The sequence below is a fragment of the Pseudomonas sp. ZL2 genome (assembly GCF_054788455.1).
In genome coordinates, this window is sequence record NZ_JBGOGX010000003.1 from 327,653 (window position 1) to 346,490 (window position 18,838).

General features: G+C 58.1%; 18 protein-coding genes. 4 read left to right on the forward strand and 14 right to left on the reverse strand.

The genetic code is table 11. The features are described from left to right. Positions 1–10: 10 nt before the first annotated feature. From ABM562_RS05230 to rpmH, 13 genes are all read right to left on the reverse strand, one after another. The gene (locus tag ABM562_RS05230; protein WP_010222733.1) at positions 11–481 is read right to left on the reverse strand and encodes a F0F1 ATP synthase subunit B; all 471 of its coding nucleotides are present in this window, start codon (positions 479–481) and stop codon (positions 11–13) included. 57 nt (positions 482–538) lie between these two features. After that, a complete protein-coding gene (atpE, locus tag ABM562_RS05235) occupies positions 539–796 on the reverse strand; it encodes a F0F1 ATP synthase subunit C (RefSeq protein WP_003097235.1) in 258 nt (85 codons plus the stop codon). A 143-nt stretch (positions 797–939) separates the two neighbouring features. Beyond that, positions 940–1,809 (reverse strand): F0F1 ATP synthase subunit A, encoded by an 870-nt coding sequence (gene atpB / locus ABM562_RS05240; protein WP_115084564.1) that lies wholly within the window; start codon positions 1,807–1,809, stop codon positions 940–942. 16 nt (positions 1,810–1,825) lie between these two features. After that, positions 1,826–2,233 carry a F0F1 ATP synthase subunit I gene (locus ABM562_RS05245; RefSeq protein ID WP_010222722.1) on the reverse strand — a complete coding sequence of 136 codons (408 nt, stop codon included), beginning with the start codon at positions 2,231–2,233 and terminating at the stop codon, positions 1,826–1,828. 149 nt (positions 2,234–2,382) lie between these two features. Next, on the reverse strand, positions 2,383–3,255 hold the full coding sequence (locus ABM562_RS05250; RefSeq protein WP_045199401.1) for a ParB/RepB/Spo0J family partition protein: 873 nt from the start codon (positions 3,253–3,255) through the stop codon (positions 2,383–2,385). 9 nt (positions 3,256–3,264) lie between these two features. After that, positions 3,265–4,056 carry a ParA family protein gene (locus ABM562_RS05255; RefSeq protein WP_010222720.1) on the reverse strand — a complete coding sequence of 264 codons (792 nt, stop codon included), beginning with the start codon at positions 4,054–4,056 and terminating at the stop codon, positions 3,265–3,267. Positions 4,057–4,074: 18 nt separating this feature from the next. Further along, the gene (gene rsmG, locus ABM562_RS05260; protein WP_115084562.1) at positions 4,075–4,719 is read right to left on the reverse strand and encodes a 16S rRNA (guanine(527)-N(7))-methyltransferase RsmG; all 645 of its coding nucleotides are present in this window, start codon (positions 4,717–4,719) and stop codon (positions 4,075–4,077) included. Continuing rightward, the gene (gene mnmG / locus ABM562_RS05265) at positions 4,716–6,608 is read right to left on the reverse strand and encodes a tRNA uridine-5-carboxymethylaminomethyl(34) synthesis enzyme MnmG (RefSeq protein WP_115084996.1); all 1,893 of its coding nucleotides are present in this window, start codon (positions 6,606–6,608) and stop codon (positions 4,716–4,718) included. Before mnmG ends, rsmG begins: the two co-directional genes overlap by 4 nt. A 517-nt stretch (positions 6,609–7,125) precedes the next feature. Then, positions 7,126–8,496, reverse strand: a complete 1,371-nt coding sequence (mnmE, locus tag ABM562_RS05270; RefSeq protein ID WP_115084559.1) for a tRNA uridine-5-carboxymethylaminomethyl(34) synthesis GTPase MnmE — start codon at positions 8,494–8,496, stop codon at positions 7,126–7,128. 83 nt (positions 8,497–8,579) lie between these two features. Next, positions 8,580–10,262, reverse strand: coding sequence for a membrane protein insertase YidC (yidC, locus tag ABM562_RS05275; protein ID WP_115084557.1), 1,683 nt, complete (start codon positions 10,260–10,262; stop codon positions 8,580–8,582). 2 nt (positions 10,263–10,264) lie between these two features. Then, positions 10,265–10,510: a membrane protein insertion efficiency factor YidD gene (gene yidD / locus ABM562_RS05280; RefSeq protein ID WP_080764817.1), complete on the reverse strand. Its 246-nt coding sequence runs from the start codon at positions 10,508–10,510 to the stop codon at positions 10,265–10,267. After that, positions 10,503–10,907, reverse strand: coding sequence for a ribonuclease P protein component (gene rnpA, locus ABM562_RS05285; protein WP_010222710.1), 405 nt, complete (start codon positions 10,905–10,907; stop codon positions 10,503–10,505). The genes yidD and rnpA overlap by 8 nt, the downstream gene beginning before the upstream one ends. A gap of 13 nt (positions 10,908–10,920) precedes the next feature. Then, positions 10,921–11,055 carry a 50S ribosomal protein L34 gene (gene rpmH, locus ABM562_RS05290; RefSeq protein ID WP_002551315.1) on the reverse strand — a complete coding sequence of 45 codons (135 nt, stop codon included), beginning with the start codon at positions 11,053–11,055 and terminating at the stop codon, positions 10,921–10,923. 592 nt (positions 11,056–11,647) lie between these two features. On the opposite strand from rpmH, the gene dnaA reads away from it, so the two are divergent. The 4 genes from dnaA to gyrB are packed head-to-tail and all read left to right on the forward strand — an operon-like array spanning position 11,648 to position 17,854. Continuing rightward, positions 11,648–13,165, forward strand: a complete 1,518-nt coding sequence (gene dnaA, locus ABM562_RS05295) for a chromosomal replication initiator protein DnaA (protein ID WP_115084556.1) — start codon at positions 11,648–11,650, stop codon at positions 13,163–13,165. A 40-nt stretch (positions 13,166–13,205) separates the two neighbouring features. Next, a complete protein-coding gene (gene dnaN / locus ABM562_RS05300; RefSeq protein WP_038997897.1) occupies positions 13,206–14,309 on the forward strand; it encodes a DNA polymerase III subunit beta in 1,104 nt (367 codons plus the stop codon). A gap of 19 nt (positions 14,310–14,328) precedes the next feature. Further along, a complete protein-coding gene (recF, locus tag ABM562_RS05305) occupies positions 14,329–15,432 on the forward strand; it encodes a DNA replication/repair protein RecF (RefSeq protein ID WP_010222707.1) in 1,104 nt (367 codons plus the stop codon). A 4-nt stretch (positions 15,433–15,436) separates the two neighbouring features. After that, complete coding sequence (gene gyrB / locus ABM562_RS05310; RefSeq protein WP_115084554.1) at positions 15,437–17,854, forward strand: DNA topoisomerase (ATP-hydrolyzing) subunit B; 2,418 nt, start codon at positions 15,437–15,439, stop codon at positions 17,852–17,854. A gap of 88 nt (positions 17,855–17,942) precedes the next feature. Here gyrB and ABM562_RS05315 read toward each other — a convergent pair whose 3' ends face one another. Continuing rightward, positions 17,943–18,833 carry a DUF2950 domain-containing protein gene (locus ABM562_RS05315; protein ID WP_460421072.1) on the reverse strand — a complete coding sequence of 297 codons (891 nt, stop codon included), beginning with the start codon at positions 18,831–18,833 and terminating at the stop codon, positions 17,943–17,945. Between the last annotated feature and the right edge of the window lie 5 nt (positions 18,834–18,838).

Sequence of the window (18,838 nt, forward strand, 5' to 3'; positions counted from 1 at the left end):
TCGCCCTCGCTTAAATTTCAGCGGCCAGTTTATTAACCAGCTCCGCATGCGCGTTTTGATCGATTGTGGCGCCAAGGATCTTTTCAGCACCGCCGACAGCCAGCAGACCCACTTGGGCACGCAGGGCGTCTTTGACACCGTTAATTTCCTGTTCGATCTCGGCCTGAGCCTGAGCCTTCACACGGTCAGCTTCGACGCGGGCCTGATCACGGGCTTCCTCGACGATCTGAGCACCGCGCTTCTTGGCTTGCTCAATGATTTCGGCTGCCTGAGCTTTCGCTTCGCGCAGTTGCTGACCCGCTTTGTCTTGGGCCAACTCCAGGTCGCGAGCTGCTCGGTTGGCAGCGTCCAGTCCATCCGCGATCTTCTTCTGACGTTCTTGCAATGCCGCGATGACCGGAGGCCACACGAACTTCATGCAGAACAGCACAAAAATGAAGAACGCAACGGACTGACCAATCAGGGTTGCATTAATGTTCACGCCAACACCTCGCTCGTTCTTTGTCCATCACACCAAACCACTCGAGAATTCGAGTGATTAGCCGGCGATTTGACCAACGAAGGGATTAGCGAAGGTGAAGAACAGAGCGATACCAACACCGATCATGGTTACGGCGTCGAGCAGACCGGCAACGATGAACATTTTAACTTGCAGCATTGGAACCATCTCTGGCTGACGAGCAGCGCCTTCCAGGAACTTGCCGCCCAGCAGGCCGAAACCAATGGCGGTACCCAGAGCACCCAGGCCGATCAGCAGAGCAACAGCGATAGCGGTAAGACCAACTACAGTTTCCATCTTTCCTCCCGACTTTTACGTCGTATTGGTTAGGTTTTTTAGTTTGAAGCGGTAAAACAAAATCGTTTGGTACAGCTGCCCTTGCGGACTTTTTCGACCCTTCCCCGTACCGGCGCAAGGGTCATCAGACACGCCAGGCGGTCTTAATGGTTATCTTCGTGAGCCATCGACAGGTAGACGATGGTAAGCATCATGAAGATGAACGCTTGCAGGGTGATGATCAGGATGTGGAACACAGCCCACGCCCACTGCAGCACCACGCCCAGGCCGCTGAGCCAGAGCAGGCCGCTGCCGAACATCACGGCAATCAGGATGAACACCAGCTCGCCGGCGTACATGTTGCCGAACAGACGCAGGGCCAGCGAGATTGGCTTGGCAATCAGGGTCACGAATTCGAGCAGGAAGTTGACCGGAATCAGCAGGATCTGAACGAAGATGTTCTTGCTGCCGAACGGGTGCAGGGTCAGCTCGCCGAGGAAGCCGCCGAGGCCTTTGACCTTGATGCTGTAGAAAATGATCAGGGCGAATACGCTGAAGGCCATGGCCAGGGTCGCGTTCGGGTCGGTGGTCGAAACGGCACGGAACGGAATGTGCGGATCACCGGAGATCAGGATGGCCAGTTGCGGAATCCAGTCGACCGGGATCAGGTCGACGGCGTTCATCAGGAAGACCCAGACGAAAATGGTCAGCGCCAGCGGGGCGATCACCGGGCTGCGGCCGTGGAAGCTGTCCTTGACGCTGCCGTCGACGAACTCAACCAGCACTTCTACGAAGTTCTGCAGGCCGCCAGGCTGACCGGAAGTCGCCTTCTTGGCTGCCATGCGGAACAGGAATACGAAAAGCAGACCCAGTGCGACCGACCAACCCAGGGTATCCAGGTGGAAAGCCCAGAAGCCCATTGCCTTGGCTTCTGCTGCGGAATGGGCAAAGCCCCAACCGCCGTCTGGTAGTTGACCGAAGGTCAGGTTCTGCAAGTGGTGCTGGATATAGCCCGAAGCGGTTTCTGCTGCCATGGTTGCCTCAAACGCCCTAAGGTCTCGAAAGTCTTATATTCATCAGCAGGGGCGCGAACCAGCTGACCAACTGGGTCAGCAGAAAGACACCGAAGACTGCTAACGGCGCCAATGGCTTCACTCCTGCGAACGTCAGTGCAAAAAGCACTGCCGTCAAAATCAACTTGCCTGCCTCGCCAGCGTAGAACGACTTGACGATGGCCTGCGCTGCCCTGGCTCCCGTGTAACGAAAAGCCTTCCAGGCGAAATACACATTCGGCAGCCAGGCAATCAGCCCTCCGCAGAGTGCCGAATATCCACTGACCGCCCCGTGCCACTGCCACAACGCCAAAGTTGCCAGCAGAAACACGACACATTGAGCCAACAGTACCGGAAAAACCGCCCAGCGATGGAAAGGCAAGCGGTTTGGCGTGCGGGTTTCCATCACAACTGCTCCTCGAAAGTCGACCAACCAGTCAGCTATGACTTGGCATAATTTGTGCCGACAAAATGCGCGCAGAGTATAGGGGCGGTTTAACCCCTATTCAACTGCCGGGTAGTGATTTCCGACTACGCGCTACAAAAGGAATTGTTTCAGCGGATGTGAGCAAGCACACCTTGCAACTCATCTAGTGAGTTGTAACGGATAACTAACTGGCCCTTGCCCTTGTTGCCGTGACGAATCTGTACGGCCGAGCCCAGACGCTCTGCCAGACGCTGTTCAAGGCGGGTGATGTCCGGGTCCGGCTTGGCAGGTTCTGCGGCCTCAGGCTTACCGTTGAGCCACTGGCGAACCAGTGCTTCAGTCTGGCGCACGGTCAGGCCGCGTGCGACAACGTGACGCGCCCCATCGACCTGCTGTTCATCCGGCAATCCGAGCAATGCCCGGGCGTGACCCATTTCCAGGTCGCCGTGGGACAACATGGTCTTGATCACCTCTGGCAACGAGATCAGGCGCAGCAGGTTGGCCACGGTTACCCGCGACTTGCCCACAGCATCGGCGACCTGTTGCTGGGTCAGCTGGAATTCCTGCTGCAGACGCTGCAGGGCGATGGCCTCTTCCACCGGGTTGAGATCTTCGCGCTGGATGTTCTCGATCAGGGCCATGGCGATGGCCGCTTCATCCGGCACATCGCGGACCATGGCCGGGATGGTGTCCATGCCGGCCTGCTGGCTGGCGCGCCAGCGGCGTTCACCGGCGATGATCTCGAATTTGTTGTCAGCGATCGGGCGCACCACGATCGGCTGCATCACGCCCTGGCTCTTGATCGAGTGGGCGAGTTCTTCCAGTGCCTGCGGGTCCATGTCCCGGCGCGGCTGGTACTTGCCGCGCTGGATCAGGTCGAGCGGCAGGTGTTGCAGTTCCTTTTGGTCGACCTGGACAGCCTGCTCTTCGAGCGCGCTGACGGTCGGACCACTGAGCAGTGCATCCAACCCACGTCCGAGACCCCGTTTCTTAACGGCCATGCGGATTCCTTAAGTTGTCTGTGCAGTGCGGGTTTGACGACGTTGGCGACGAACCAGTTCCCCGGCCAGTGCCAGGTATGCCAGGGCGCCACGCGATTGCTTGTCGTAGGCCAGGGCCGGCATGCCGAAGCTCGGGGCCTCGGCAAGGCGGATGTTGCGTGGAATCACGGTGTCGTACAGCTGGTCGCCGAAGTGTTCCTTGAGCTGTGCGGAAACATCGTTGATCAGGCTCAGACGTGGGTCGTACATGGTCCGCAGCAGGCCTTCGACCTTGAGCTGCGGGTTCAGCCGCTCGCCGATCCGCTTGATGTTATCCACAAGGTCGCTCAAGCCTTCCAGGGCAAAGTATTCACATTGCATCGGAATGATCACACCATCGGCGGCGACCAGGGCGTTGAGGGTCAGCATCGACAGCGACGGCGGGCAGTCGATCAGGATGTAGTCGTAATTCTCGCGGATCGGCGCCAGCGCGGTGCGCAGGCGGCTCTCCTTCATCTGCATTTCCAGCAGGACCACTTCGGCGGCGGTCAGGTCGCGGTTGGCCGGCAGCAGCTGATAGCCGCCGTGCTCGGAGAAGTGCATGGCCTGGGCCAGGTCGCATTCGCCGATCAACAGGTCATAGACCGAATGTTCCAGGACGTGTTTATCCACACCGCTACCCATGGTGGCGTTGCCCTGTGGATCGAGATCGATCAGCAGCACGCGGCGCTTGGTTGCCACCAGCGATGCTGCGAGATTGATACAGGTGGTGGTTTTGCCCACACCACCTTTCTGGTTCGCGATTGCGAATACCTTAGCCATTCTTGCTTGTGTTCCCAGTCATGCCGTGCGGCGCAGTATCAGCAGATGGCGTTGGCCTTGGCAACCCGGAACGGTCAAGGCCTGCTCGCTATCCACTCTGAAATCTGCCGGCAATGCTACCAGCTCATCGGCAGGATGCAGCCCTTTCATTGCCAGCCACTGCGTCTGGGCGTCACCGAGGTGGCGCGTCCAGTTGGTGAAGTTCTCCATGCTGCTGAAAGCACGGGAAACAATTCCGGTGAAAGGCAGCTCCGGTTGGAACTCCTCTACCCGCTTGTGGATAACTGTGAGGTTATCCAGTTTGAGTTCAAGCTTTACCTGGGTCAGGAAGCGGGTTTTCTTGCCGTTGCTGTCGAGCACCGTGACTTGCTTGTCCGGATGCAGGATAGCCAAAGGAATGCCCGGCATGCCACCGCCGCTGCCGACATCCAGCCAGCGCTCGCTGTGGATAAACGGCATGACGCTGAGGCTGTCGAGCAGATGGCGGGAAACCATTTCGTCCGGATTGCGCACGGCGGTCAGGTTGTAGGCCTTGTTCCACTTGATCAGCAAGGCCAGGTAGGCCAGCAGTTGTGCCTGCTGGGCCTCGCTCAGCTCGACACCGAGCTGGCGGGCGCCTGTGGACAACTCTTCGGCGTGTTGAGGGGTGACCTGAGAACTCAAGCGCTTTGCTCCAACTCGCGGCCTGCGCCGCGTTTTTTCAGATGAATCAGCAACAGGGAAATCGCCGCCGGGGTCACGCCGGGGATACGCGAAGCCTGGCCCAGGGTCTCGGGCCGGGTCTGGCCGAGCTTGCCCTGGATTTCCTTGGACAGCCCGGAAATACCGCTGTAATCGATATCGTCGGGCAGGCGGGTGTCTTCGCTGGCGCGCAGCCGGGCGATTTCTTCCTGTTGCCGGTCGATGTAACCGGCGTATTTGGTCTTGATTTCAACCTGTTCGGCCACCTGCGGGTCGATCTCGGCACCGCCGGTCACTTCCATCAGCCCGGCGTAATCGATTTCCGGGCGAGTCAGCAGGTTGAGCAGGTTGTATTCATGGCTCAACGGCGTGCCGAATTTCTCGGCAATGGCCTGACCTTGGGTGGTGTCCGGGCGGACCCAGGTGGATTTGAGACGCTGTTCTTCCAGGGCGATGCTTTCGCGCTTGGCACTGAACGCGGCCCAGCGCTCGTCATCGACCAGGCCCAGTTCACGACCTTTCTCGGTCAGGCGCAGATCGGCGTTGTCTTCACGCAGGATCAGCCGGTATTCGGCGCGCGAAGTGAACATGCGGTACGGCTCCTGGGTACCCAGGGTAATCAGGTCGTCAACCAGCACCCCGATGTACGCTTCATCGCGGCGTGGGCACCAGCTTTCGCGGCCTTGCGCACGCAGTGCGGCGTTGGTACCCGCGAGCAGACCCTGGGCACCGGCTTCTTCGTAGCCAGTGGTGCCGTTGATCTGGCCGGCAAAGAACAGCCCGCCAATCACCTTGGTTTCCAGGCTGTACTTGAGATCACGTGGATCGAAGTAGTCGTATTCGATGGCGTAGCCCGGGCGCACGATGTGGGCGTTTTCCATGCCGCGGATCGAGCGGACGATCTGCAACTGCACATCGAACGGCAGGGATGTGGATATCCCGTTCGGATAGAGCTCGTGGGTGTTCAGGCCTTCGGGCTCGATGAACACCTGATGGCTTTCCTTGTCGGCGAAGCGGTGGATCTTGTCTTCGATCGACGGGCAGTAGCGTGGGCCAATGCCTTCGATGACCCCGGAGTACATCGGCGAACGATCGAGGTTCGAGGCAATGATCTCGTGGGTCCGGGCGTTGGTGTGGGTAATCCAGCAGCTGACCTGACGCGGATGCTGCTCCTTGGAGCCCATGAACGACATCACCGGGATCGGCGTGTCACCCGGTTGCTCGGTCATCACCGAGAAATCCACAGAGCGGCCGTCGATGCGCGGCGGCGTACCGGTTTTCAAGCGACCAACGCGCAGCGGCAGTTCACGCAGGCGGCGAGCCAGGGCAATCGATGGCGGATCGCCGGCGCGGCCGCCGGAGTAATTCTGCAAACCGATGTGGATAAGTCCACCGAGAAAGGTTCCGGTGGTCAGCACTACGGAGTCAGCGAGAAAACGCAGACCCATTTGCGTCACCACCCCACGTACCTGGTCCTGCTCGACGATCAGGTCGTCGCACGACTGCTGGAATATCCACAGGTTGGGCTGGTTCTCGAGAATCTCGCGCACCACCGATTTGTAGATGGCGCGGTCGGCCTGAGCGCGAGTAGCGCGCACGGCTGGGCCTTTGCGGTTGTTCAAAACACGGAACTGGATACCGCTCTTGTCAGTGGCCAGTGCCATGGCACCGCCGAGCGCATCGATTTCCTTGACCAGGTGGCTCTTGCCGATGCCACCGATGGCCGGGTTGCAACTCATATGACCGAGGGTTTCCACGTTGTGGGTCAACAGCAGGGTTTTTACACCCATGCGTGCAGACGCAAGCGCAGCCTCGGTACCGGCATGGCCGCCGCCGATGACGATCACTTCAAAACGGGAAGGGAAATCCACCACGCACCTCGTGCCTGTTTCGGGAATAGATAGGGATAACGCACAAGTATAGGGACTTACCCCCCTCTAAAGGAACCTTTTGCACAAAATTTAACCAGGCTGTGGATGAATGGCGAGTAATAGAAATTAAAAGAGAGAAATTTATTAAAGCTTTGTTTTTATGTTTATTCTTAGTCAGGCACCTTTCTGTGGATAAAGTTCTACAGGCCTTTATTTACCTTATGTACAGAGATTCAAAACCCTGTGGTCTACCCGGGATGAGCGTTCTGGATAAGCGCTTTAAGCCTGTGGATGAAATGGTCAGTTACCCACAAGCGTAGTTATCTCCAGCCTTGAAGGCCAGTTATCAACGGAGCTGAAGGTGGGTTTTCCACAGGGCTTATGTCAGAGAATTGTGGATAGACGCGCAGGCATCAGCGCAGCACGAGCACTGTGGCTGTACTGACCAGGAGAGGGGATTGGAGAAAAAGGCTGCTGCAGTCGGGTCCGTTGCAGACCCGACGGTAGATCAGGATGTTTACTTGCCGATACAGAAACTGGAGAAGATCCGCCCAAGCAAGTCATCAGAGCTGAATGCCCCGGTAATCTCGCCCAGGGCTTGTTGAGCCTGGCGCAGATCCTCTGCCAGCAGTTCACCGGCACCGGCAAGGGTCAACTGGGCGCGGCCGTGCTCCAGGTGTGCACTGGCCTGACGCAATGCCTCCAGGTGGCGCCTGCGTGCGCTGAAGCTGCTTTCGGCAGTCTGTTCATAACCCATGCAGGCCTTCAGGTGCTCGCGCAGCAGCTCAAGGCCCATGTCGCTGTCCTTGGCACTGAGGGTAATGGTGACATGGCCATCTTCACTCTGTTCCATGGCAATCGCGTCGCCGCTCAAATCCGCCTTGTTACGAATCAGCGTGACCTTGGCCGGATCCGGACGCAGATCGAGGAATTCCGGCCACAGGGCAAACGGATCACTGGCTTCCGGTGCTGTGGAGTCGACCACCAGCAATACCCGATCGGCTTCGTTGATAGCCTTGAGGGCGCGTTCGACGCCGATCTTTTCCACATGGTCATCGGTATCACGCAACCCGGCCGTGTCAACAACGTGCAGCGGCATGCCGTCGATGTGGATATGTTCGCGCAGGATGTCCCGGGTGGTGCCGGCGATATCGGTGACAATCGCCGCCTCGCGGCCAGCCAGAACGTTAAGCAGACTCGACTTGCCGGCGTTCGGCCGGCCGGCAATCACCACCGTCATGCCGTCACGCAGCAAGGCCCCCTGCCCGGCTTCGCGCTGCACTGTGGATAAATTGTTGCGCACGTCATCGAGCATACCCAGCACGTGACCGTCGGCGAGAAAGTCGATTTCTTCTTCGGGGAAGTCGATTGCCGCTTCCACATAAATACGCAGGCTGATCAATTTCTCCGTGAGGTTATCCACACGTCGGGAAAACTCGCCCTGCAGCGAGCGCAAGGCATTACGCGCCGCCTGGGCAGAACTGGCTTCGATCAGGTCGGCGATTGCCTCGGCCTGGGCCAGGTCGAGCTTGTCGTTGAGGAACGCACGCTCGCTGAATTCCCCCGGACGCGCCAGGCGGCAACCCAGTTGTACACAGCGCTGCAGGAGCATATCGAGCACAACCGGGCCGCCGTGGCCCTGCAGCTCCAGCACGTCTTCACCGGTGAAGGAGTTGGGCCCTGGGAAAAACAGCGCAATGCCTTCATCCAGTACCAGGCCATCTTCAGCGCGGAACGGGCCGTAATGGGCGTGCCGCGGCGTTAACGTTTTTCCACAGATGGCCAGCCCGGCTTGTTCGGCCAGAGGGCCGGATAGCCGCACGATCCCCACGCCCCCACGTCCCTGGGCGGTAGCGATGGCGGCAATGGTTTCACGCACAGTGTTCATGCTCGAAGGCCTCACGACAAAAACGACAGATAGCAAAACGCCCCACGAGGGGGCGTTTATCCACAGGTTAGCTGGCTAACCCGTCAAGCAGCGGCTTTCTTGGTAGCCTTTTCGATGCCGCGGGTGATGTACCACTGCTGTGCGATCGACAAGCAGTTGTTCACAACCCAGTACAGCACCAGACCTGCAGGGAACCACAGGAAGAAGAAGGTGAAGATGATTGGCATCAGCTTCATCACCTTGGCTTGCATCGGATCCGGCGGAGTCGGGTTCAGCTGCTGCTGGATGAACATGGTCGCGCCCATGATGATCGGCAGGATGAAGAACGGATCCTTGATCGACAGGTCAGTGATCCAGAACATCCATGGCGCCTGACGCATCTCGACGCTTTCCAGCAGAACCCAGTACAGCGAGAGGAAGACCGGCATCTGCACCAGGATCGGCAGGCAGCCGCCGAGCGGGTTGATCTTCTCTTTCTTGTACAGCTCCATCATGGCTTGCGACATTTTCTGCCGGTCGTCGCCATGTTGTTCTTTCAAGATCGCCAGTTTTGGTGCCACGGCACGCATGCGCGCCATCGAACGGTAGCTGGCAGCTGACAGCGGGAAGAACAGTGCCTTGATCAGCATGGTCAGGACAATGATCGACCAGCCCCAGTTGCCGAGCAGGCTGTGGATATGTTGCAGCAGCCAGAAGATGGGCTGGGCAATGAACCACAGAATGCCGTAGTCGACGGTCAGTTCCAGACCTGGGGACAACTCTTTGAGTTTGTCCTGAACCTTGGGACCGGCATACAACACGGTGCTGGTTTCGGCTTTACCGCCGGCGGCAACGTTCAATGCCGGGCCGGTGAAACCGATGATGTAATTGCCTTGGCTGTCCTTACGGGTCTGAACGATGTTGTTGTCAGACTTGTTAGGAATCCAGGCAGTTACAAAGTAGTGCTGCAGCCAGGCTACCCAGCCACCGGAAACATTTTCTTTCAGATTTCCCTTGTCGATGTCTTTCATCGACACCTTTTTGTAGGGCTCCGAACTTGTCCACAGGGCGGCACCCAGATAGGTCGCGGTACCGGTTGCGGTGCTCGAGGAAGGATCCGAGCTGGCGTCGCGCTTGAGTTGCGCGAACAGGTTACCGGTCCAGGGCTGGGCGCTCTGGTTGTCGATCAGGTAGGTGACGGTCAGGTCGTACTCACCGCGCTTGAAGCTGAAGCGCTTGATGTAGTTGACGCCGGCATCGCTGAACTTCAGGTCGACGACCAGTTGGTCCTGACCATCGGCCAGTTGATAACTTTTCTGATCAGCGGCATACAGCGGACGGCCAGACGAACGTGCATCCGGGCCGTTGGCGCCAGTCAGACCGCTCTGTGCCAGGTAAGTACGCTCACCACCGTTGTCGAACAACTGGAACGGAATGTCCGGATGGTCCTGACGGCGTGGGTACTTCGGCAGCATCAGCTGGGCGATGTCACCACCTTTGGGATCGATAGCCAGATCGAGGACATCAGTCTTGACCCGAATCAGGTCCTTGCTGACCACTACCGGGGCAAGTTCTGCTGGGCTGGATTCAGCGTTGGCGCTCGGTACATCGGCGCTGGCGCCAGTGTTACCGGCCTGCGCGGTGTCCGGCAGGGCCGGGGCAACGTTGCTGGCAGCAGTATTCTGAGTCGGCAGGGCAGCCTGGCCATAGTCCTGGTTCCAGTTAAGGACCATGACGTAGGACACGATTGCCAGGGCGACGATCAGGATCGTGCGTTTAATATCCATGATTACTCGGCTATCGAAGAAGTACGGGAAGAGGAGGCAGGTGGAACCGGGTCAAAACCACCGGCATTCCACGGATGACAACGCCCCAGGCGACGAACGGTAAGCCACCCGCCGCGTAAAAGGCCATGTGTTTCGATGGCTTCGTACGCATAGCAGGAGCAACTGGGGTAGAAACGACAGTGACTGGCCATCAGAGGACTAATGGCATAACGGTAAAACTGGATCGGAACGAGCGCCAGTTTACGCATCTTGACTGTCTACCCCCACAGAGTCGGTGTTAACCACTGGAGCGGGCCGACTGCGTGCAAGGCGCTTCCAGAGCTTGCCAAAATGTTGGTGCAATTCTGGGTTTTCAATCTCGCCCAACCCTTTGCGCGCGACGATCACGATATCCCAACCGGCAAGCGAATGCTGGTTCAGGCGAAACGAATCGCGCATCAGGCGTTTCAGGCGATTGCGTTGAACGGAGAGCTTGACGCTCTTTTTCCCGATCACAAGCCCCAGGCGGGGATGATCAAGACCGTTCTCGCGAGCAAGGATCAGCAGGCATTTCCCTGGAACCTTGCCGGTTGGGGAGTCGAAGACCGCTTTGAAGTGTCGGGGAATAAGCAGACGCTTTTCCCGACTGAAGTCCTGACTCACCACCAGTGCCGAAAAATCAAACTGCCAGGCGCTTACGGCCTTTGGCACGGCGACGCGACAGAACGGCACGACCGTTCTTGGTGGCCATACGGGCACGGAAACCGTGAGTGCGAGCGCGCTTGATGGTGCTTGGTTGGAAAGTACGTTTCATGGCGTGTTACCTGGTTCGTCGACAACGGGCCGGAATGGCCCCCGTTTTAAGAGACCGGCGATTCTAGAGAAAGCAGGGCCGTAGGTCAATTTCCAACCAGCTTTTCCTTATGGACGGAAAATCGGCTTCATTCGGGGGATCGCTCGGAGCGGGCTGACAGGTCGCGAGTAACGGATCACTTAAACATAGAAAAAAAGAGAGGACTTATTTAAAGCTTTTTAGTGAATCTTATAAATCTTATGTGGACGATTTCTGTGGATAACAAGCTAGAGCCCTTGAAACACGTAATGTACAGAGGAAAGAAACCTTGTCGAGAAGAGGTGCTCTGACTGTGTTGTACCCTCGGAAAAGCTGTGGATCAAATGGCCTGTTATCCACAGGCAGGTTATCCACCGATTTCGACCCCCAGTTGTGCAAAGACCTCAGGCGCGGTTATCCACAGGGCTTATTCACATGGCCAGAACGACATTTTGGTCACTAAACTGCTGATTTATCGCCATCCTCGACGCACCTGCATGTGGATAACTGCGCTGGCGCTGGGTACAATGGGCGCTTGTTTTTGCCTCACCGGCTTTCAACTCAGGGGATATCCGTGTCAGTGGAACTTTGGCAGCAGTGCGTGGAGCTTCTGCGCGATGAACTGCCTGCCCAGCAATTCAACACCTGGATCCGTCCGCTACAGGTCGAAGCCGAAGGCGACGAGTTGCGCGTCTATGCGCCCAACCGTTTCGTTCTCGACTGGGTCAATGAAAAGTACCTGAGCCGTCTGCTCGAGCTGCTGGGTGAACACGGCAACGGTATTGCGCCTGCCCTTTCCTTATTAATAGGCAGCAGACGCAGTTCGGCGCCGCGTGCCGCGCCTAATGCACCGCTCGCCGCGGCTGTAGCCGCATCCCAGGCCCAGGCTGCGAAAACTGCGGTGGTCAACGAACCTGTAGCCGCACCCGTAGCAGCACCGGCACCGGTGGCCGAAGTCGAGGAAGCACCTTCGCGTGACAGCTTCGATTCCATGGGCGAAACCAATGCCGCCCCGGCGCCAAGCGGCCGCACCGAACAACGCACCGTGCAGGTCGAGGGTGCGCTCAAGCACACCAGCTACCTGAACCGCACCTTTACCTTCGAGAACTTCGTCGAAGGTAAGTCCAACCAGCTGGCCCGCGCTGCGGCCTGGCAGGTTGCCGACAACCCCAAGCATGGCTACAACCCGCTGTTCCTGTACGGCGGTGTGGGCCTGGGTAAAACCCACTTGATGCACGCTGTGGGTAACCACCTGCTCAAGAAGAACCCGAATGCCAAGGTGGTGTACCTGCACTCCGAGCGCTTCGTCGCCGATATGGTCAAGGCGCTGCAACTCAATGCCATCAACGAGTTCAAGCGTTTCTACCGTTCGGTCGATGCGCTGCTGATCGATGACATTCAGTTCTTTGCCCGTAAAGAGCGTTCCCAGGAAGAGTTTTTCCACACCTTCAACGCCCTGCTCGAAGGCGGTCAGCAGGTCATTCTGACCAGCGATCGTTATCCGAAGGAGATCGAAGGGCTGGAAGAGCGCCTGAAGTCGCGTTTCGGCTGGGGCCTGACCGTCGCGGTAGAGCCTCCGGAGCTCGAAACCCGGGTAGCGATCCTGATGAAGAAGGCCGATCAGGCCAAGGTCGACCTGCCGCACGATGCTGCTTTCTTTATCGCTCAGCGAATTCGCTCGAACGTGCGTGAACTCGAAGGCGCACTGAAACGGGTGATTGCGCATTCGCACTTCATGGGTCGCGACATCACCATCGAGCTGATTCGCGAATCGCTCAAGGATCTTTTGGCACTGCAGGACAAACTGGTGAGTGTGGATAACATCCAGCGCACCGTTGCCGAGTACTACAAGATCAAGATCTCCGATCTGTTGTCCAAACGTCGTTCCCGTTCGGTAGCCCGTCCGCGGCAGGTCGCCATGGCCTTGTCCAAAGAGCTGACCAACCACAGCCTGCCGGAAATCGGCGACGTTTTCGGCGGCCGCGATCACACCACCGTGTTGCATGCGTGCCGCAAGATCAACGAACTCAAGGAATCCGACGCGGATATCCGCGAGGACTACAAGAACCTGCTGCGGACTCTGACGACTTGATGAACGTCAGCGCAGCTTATTAAAGGCAAGGGACTAGACCATGCATTTCACCATTCAACGCGAAGCCCTGTTGAAACCCCTGCAACTGGTCGCAGGCGTCGTCGAGCGCCGCCAGACCTTGCCGGTACTGTCCAACGTACTGCTGGTGGTACAAGGTCAGCAATTATCGCTGACCGGTACCGACCTGGAAGTGGAACTGGTAGGCCGTGTGCAGCTGGAAGAGCCGGCTGAACCTGGCGAGATCACCGTGCCTGCGCGCAAGCTGATGGATATCTGCAAAAGCCTGCCCAACGACGTGCTGATCGATATCAAGCTCGATGAGCAGAAGCTCGTGGTCAAGGCCGGCCGTAGCCGCTTCACCCTGTCGACCCTGCCAGCCAATGATTTCCCGACGGTGGAAGAAGGCCCTGGCTCGCTGACCTGCAACCTGGAGCAAAGCCGCCTGCGCCGCCTGATCGAGCGCACCAGCTTCGCCATGGCCCAGCAGGACGTGCGCTACTACCTCAACGGCATGCTGCTGGAGGTGTCCACCGATACGCTGCGCGCCGTCGCCACCGACGGTCACCGTCTGGCCATGTGCTCGATGCGTGCCGATATCGGCCAGGCTGATCGCCACCAGGTCATCGTACCGCGCAAAGGTATCCTCGAACTGGCGCGCCTGCTCACCGAACCGGATGGCATGGTCAGCATCGTTCTGGGTCAGCACCATATTCGCGCCACCACCGGTGAGTTCACCTTCACCTCCAAGCTGGTCGATGGCAAGTTCCCCGACTACGAGCGTGTACTGCCCAAGGGCGGCGACAAGCTGGTGGTCGGCGACCGTCAGGCACTGCGTGAGGCCTTCAGCCGTACCGCGATTCTGTCCAACGAGAAGTACCGCGGCATCCGCCTGCAACTGGCCAATGCCCAGTTGAAGATTCAGGCCAACAACCCTGAGCAGGAAGAAGCGGAAGAAGAAATCAGCGTCGAGTACAACGGTAGTTCGCTGGAAATCGGCTTTAACGTCAGCTACTTGCTCGACGTACTGGGTGTCATGACCACTGAGCAGGTTCGTCTGATCCTGTCGGACTCCAACAGCAGTGCCCTGCTGCAGGAAGCTGACAACGACGACTCCGCTTACGTTGTCATGCCGATGCGTCTGTAATTTGTCCAGCAGACTCTAGATGTCCCTCAGTCGCGTTTCTGTCACCGCGGTGCGTAACCTGCACCCGGTGACCTTCTCTCCCTCCCCCCGCATCAATATCCTGTACGGCGCCAACGGCAGCGGCAAAACCAGCGTGCTGGAAGCCGTTCATCTGTTGGGCCTGGCCCGTTCGTTTCGCAGCACCCGCCTGACACCGGTGATTCAGTACGAGCAATTGGCTTGTACGGTATTCGGCCAGGTCGAGTTAAGCGAAGGCGGTTCGAGCAACCTGGGGATTTCGCGGGATCGGCAAGGTGAGTTCACCATTCGCATCGACGGTCAGAACGCCCGTAGTGCTGCACAGCTGGCAGAGATACTGCCCCTGCAACTGATCAACCCGGACAGTTTTCGCCTGCTCGAAGGCGCTCCGAAAATACGTCGGCAGTTCCTCGATTGGGGAGTGTTCCACGTGGAACCCCGCTTCATGGCCACATGGCAACGCCTGCAGAAGGCTTTGCGGCAGCGGAACTCATGGTTGCGGCATGGTACACTTGACGCTGTTTCGCAAGCGGCCTGGGACCGGGAACTGTGCCTGGCCAGCGCGGAAATAGATGAATACCGTCGCAATTACATCAAGGCCTTGAAGCCCGTCTTTGAGCAAACCCTGAGCGATTTGGTCGAGCTCGAAGGGCTGACCCTGAGCTATTACCGTGGCTGGGACAAGGATCGCGAACTCAGTGAAGTGCTCGCCTCCTCCCTGCAACGTGATCAGCACATGGGCCATACCCAGGCCGGCCCACAACGTGCCGACCTGCGCCTGAGACTCGGCGCCCATAACGCGGCTGACATTTTGTCTCGCGGCCAGCAGAAGCTGGTGGTCTGTGCATTGCGTATCGCCCAAGGCCATCTGGTTAGCCAGGCGCGTCGCGGCCAATGTATTTATCTGGTGGATGACTTGCCGTCGGAACTCGACGACCAGCACCGCCGCGCACTTTGTCGCTTGTTGGAAGACTTACGCTGCCAGGTGTTTATCACCTGTGTAGATCAAGAATTATTGAGGGAAGGCTGGCAGACGGAAACGCCAGTTGCTTTGTTCCACGTGGAACAGGGCCGTATCACCCAGACCCACGACCATCGGGAGTGAAGGCATGAGCGAAAATCAAACGTACGACTCCTCCAGCATCAAGGTGCTGAAAGGGCTAGATGCCGTGCGCAAGCGTCCCGGTATGTACATTGGCGACACCGATGATGGTAGCGGCCTGCACCACATGGTGTTCGAGGTGGTCGATAACTCGATCGACGAGGCACTCGCCGGCCACTGCGATGACATCACCGTAATTATTCACCCGGACGAATCCATCAGTGTTCGCGACAACGGTCGTGGCATTCCGGTTGACGTGCATAAAGAGGAAGGCGTTTCCGCCGCCGAGGTCATCATGACCGTCCTCCATGCGGGCGGTAAGTTCGACGACAACTCCTACAAAGTATCCGGCGGTCTGCACGGTGTAGGTGTGTCGGTAGTTAACGCTCTCTCCGAGCAGTTGATCCTCACCGTTCGCCGCAGTGGCAAGATCTGGGAACAGACTTACGTCCACGGTGTTCCACAAGCGCCGATGAAAATTGTTGGCGAAAGTGAAACCACCGGTACCCACATCCACTTCAAGCCATCGGCTGAAACCTTCAAGAATATCCACTTCAGCTGGGACATCCTGGCCAAGCGGATTCGTGAACTGTCCTTCCTCAACTCCGGCGTTGGCATCCTGCTGAAGGATGAGCGTTCGGGCAAAGAAGAGCATTTCAAATACGAAGGCGGTCTGCGTGCCTTCGTTGAATACCTGAACACCAACAAGACTCCGGTCAACCAGGTATTCCATTTCAGCGTTCAGCGTGAAGACGGCGTGGGTGTGGAAATCGCCCTGCAGTGGAACGACAGCTTTAACGAGAACCTGTTGTGCTTCACCAACAACATTCCGCAGCGCGACGGTGGTACTCACCTGGTCGGATTCCGCTCGGCGTTGACCCGTAACTTGAACAACTACATCGAGCAGGAAGGCCTGGCCAAGAAGAACAAGGTTTCGACCACCGGCGACGACGCCCGTGAAGGTCTGACCGCGATCATCTCGGTGAAGGTGCCAGATCCGAAGTTCAGCTCGCAGACCAAAGACAAGCTGGTGTCCTCGGAAGTGAAAACAGCCGTGGAACAGGAGATGGGCAAGTACTTCTCCGACTTCCTGCTGGAGAACCCGAACGAAGCCAAGGCAGTTGTCGGCAAGATGATCGACGCCGCTCGTGCCCGTGAAGCTGCACGTAAAGCGCGGGAAATGACTCGCCGCAAAGGTGCGCTGGATATCGCCGGCTTGCCGGGCAAACTGGCGGACTGCCAGGAGAAGGACCCTGCTCTTTCCGAACTGTACCTGGTGGAGGGTGACTCCGCGGGTGGCTCGGCCAAGCAAGGCCGTAACCGCAAGACCCAGGCGATCCTGCCGCTCAAGGGCAAGATCCTCAACGTCGAGAAAGCACGCTTCGACAAGATGATCTCGTCCCAGGAAGTGGGCACGCTGATCACCGCGCTGGGCTGTGGTATCGGCCGCGAAGAGTACAACATCGACAAGCTGCGTTATCACAACATCATCATCATGACCGATGCTGACGTCGACGGTTCGCACATCCGTACCCTGCTGCTGACCTTCTTCTTCCGTCAGCTGCCGGAACTGGTCGAGCGTGGTTACATCTACATCGCTCAGCCGCCGCTGTACAAGGTCAAGAAAGGCAAGCAAGAGCAGTACATCAAAGACGACGACGCCATGGAAGAGTACATGACTCAGTCGGCTCTGGAAGATGCCAGCCTGCACCTGGACGAATCCGCACCACCTGTTTCCGGCGTCGAGCTGGAGCGTCTGGTCAACGAATTCCGTACCGTGATGAAAACTCTCAAGCGCCTGTCGCGCCTGTACCCGCAGGAGCTGACTGAGCACTTCGTCTACCTGCCGGCGGTCTCGCTGGAGCAGCTGGGCGACCACGCTGCCATGCAGGAATGGCTGGGCAAGTTCGAAGAGCGCCTGCGTATCAGCGAGAAGTCCGGCCTGCTGTACAAGGCCAGCCTGCGCGAAGACAAAGAGCGCAACGTCTGGCTGCCGGAAGTGGAAATCACCTCCCACGGCCTGGCCAGCTATGTCACCTTCAACCGTGACTTCTTCGGCAGCAACGACTACCGCACCGTCACCGCCCTCGGTGCACAGCTGAGTACCCTGCTGGGTGAAGGCGCCTACGTGCAACGTGGCGAGCGCAAGAAAGCCATCACCGAGTTCAAGGAAGCCCTCGACTGGCTGATGACCGAAAGCACCAAGCGCCACACTATTCAGCGATACAAAGGTCTGGGTGAGATGAACCCGGATCAGCTGTGGGAAACCACCATGGACCCAACTGTGCGCCGCATGCTCAAGGTGACCATCGAAGACGCGATCGCTGCCGATCAGATCTTCAACACCCTGATGGGCGACGCCGTTGAGCCACGTCGTGAGTTCATCGAGAGCAACGCTCTGGCAGTGTCCAACCTGGACTTCTGATCAGGTGTAGGTTCAAAAATGCAACATCATCAAGCCCGCTCACGCGGGCTTTTTGTTGCGTTGGCTTCCATGTGTTGAGCTGCTCGGTTCAACGCGCCTCTTCCTCGTCCTTTACTTCGCTCCAACTGCTGTCGGGGTCGAAACGCGTAATCGCAGCAGCTTGCTTGGCGCTGTCACGACCGAGGTCTTTCTCGAACAGTTCGCCGTCGTGGCTGATCATGAAACTCATCACGCCAGTGTCGCCGTAGTCTGCCGGCCAGGCGATCACGGCAAAGCCGCGCGTCATGCGATCGCCAATCATGTAGTCATAGGCGCCGCCCGGCGCCGAAGGGCCTTGGCCAGTGAGGATGCGATAGTGGTAGCCGTGCCAGTCGTCGCCAGTCGCGGTATCTCCAAAAAGCGGTCCGAGCGGACTTTCTTCGACACCGCCCTCTTCCGGCCAGTACAGGCCGTCGAACTGCCCGTCGCTACTGATGAACTTCTGCGCGTATTCGAGGACCCCATCGTCATTACGATCAATCTCGGCGTAATCCATCTGCGCGTCGTGATAGGCACGCGCCGCTTGAATTGTCGCCAGTTCGTCGCGTCCGATGCGGCGCTGGCGGATTTCCTCGGCGCCAGCTTTGGTGTCGAATGCCCAACCGCCAGTATTGTGTCTGATGGGAATCGGGAACATCCAGGGCGTGTCGCCGACGACCAGATGTGCACGCTTCGGGTTGTCGGACTGAACCTGATGTTTTTCCTTGTAGAGGGAGAGAAAGGCATCAACATCTTTACGATCGACGTTCTTGGCCGGGATATAACTCTTCCAGTCGTTGCCGAGCAAGTTCGCCAACTGTTGGCTATCGGCCTTTTCACTTCCAAGCGCCTGCACCAGTGCTTCGCCGGCGGCCTCCGGGGTTGGGAAGTGTTTCTGAGCGAAACTGCTGGATGTCCAGAACAGGAGCAGAACCAGCACAATTCGACTAGCAGCATTCATGACTG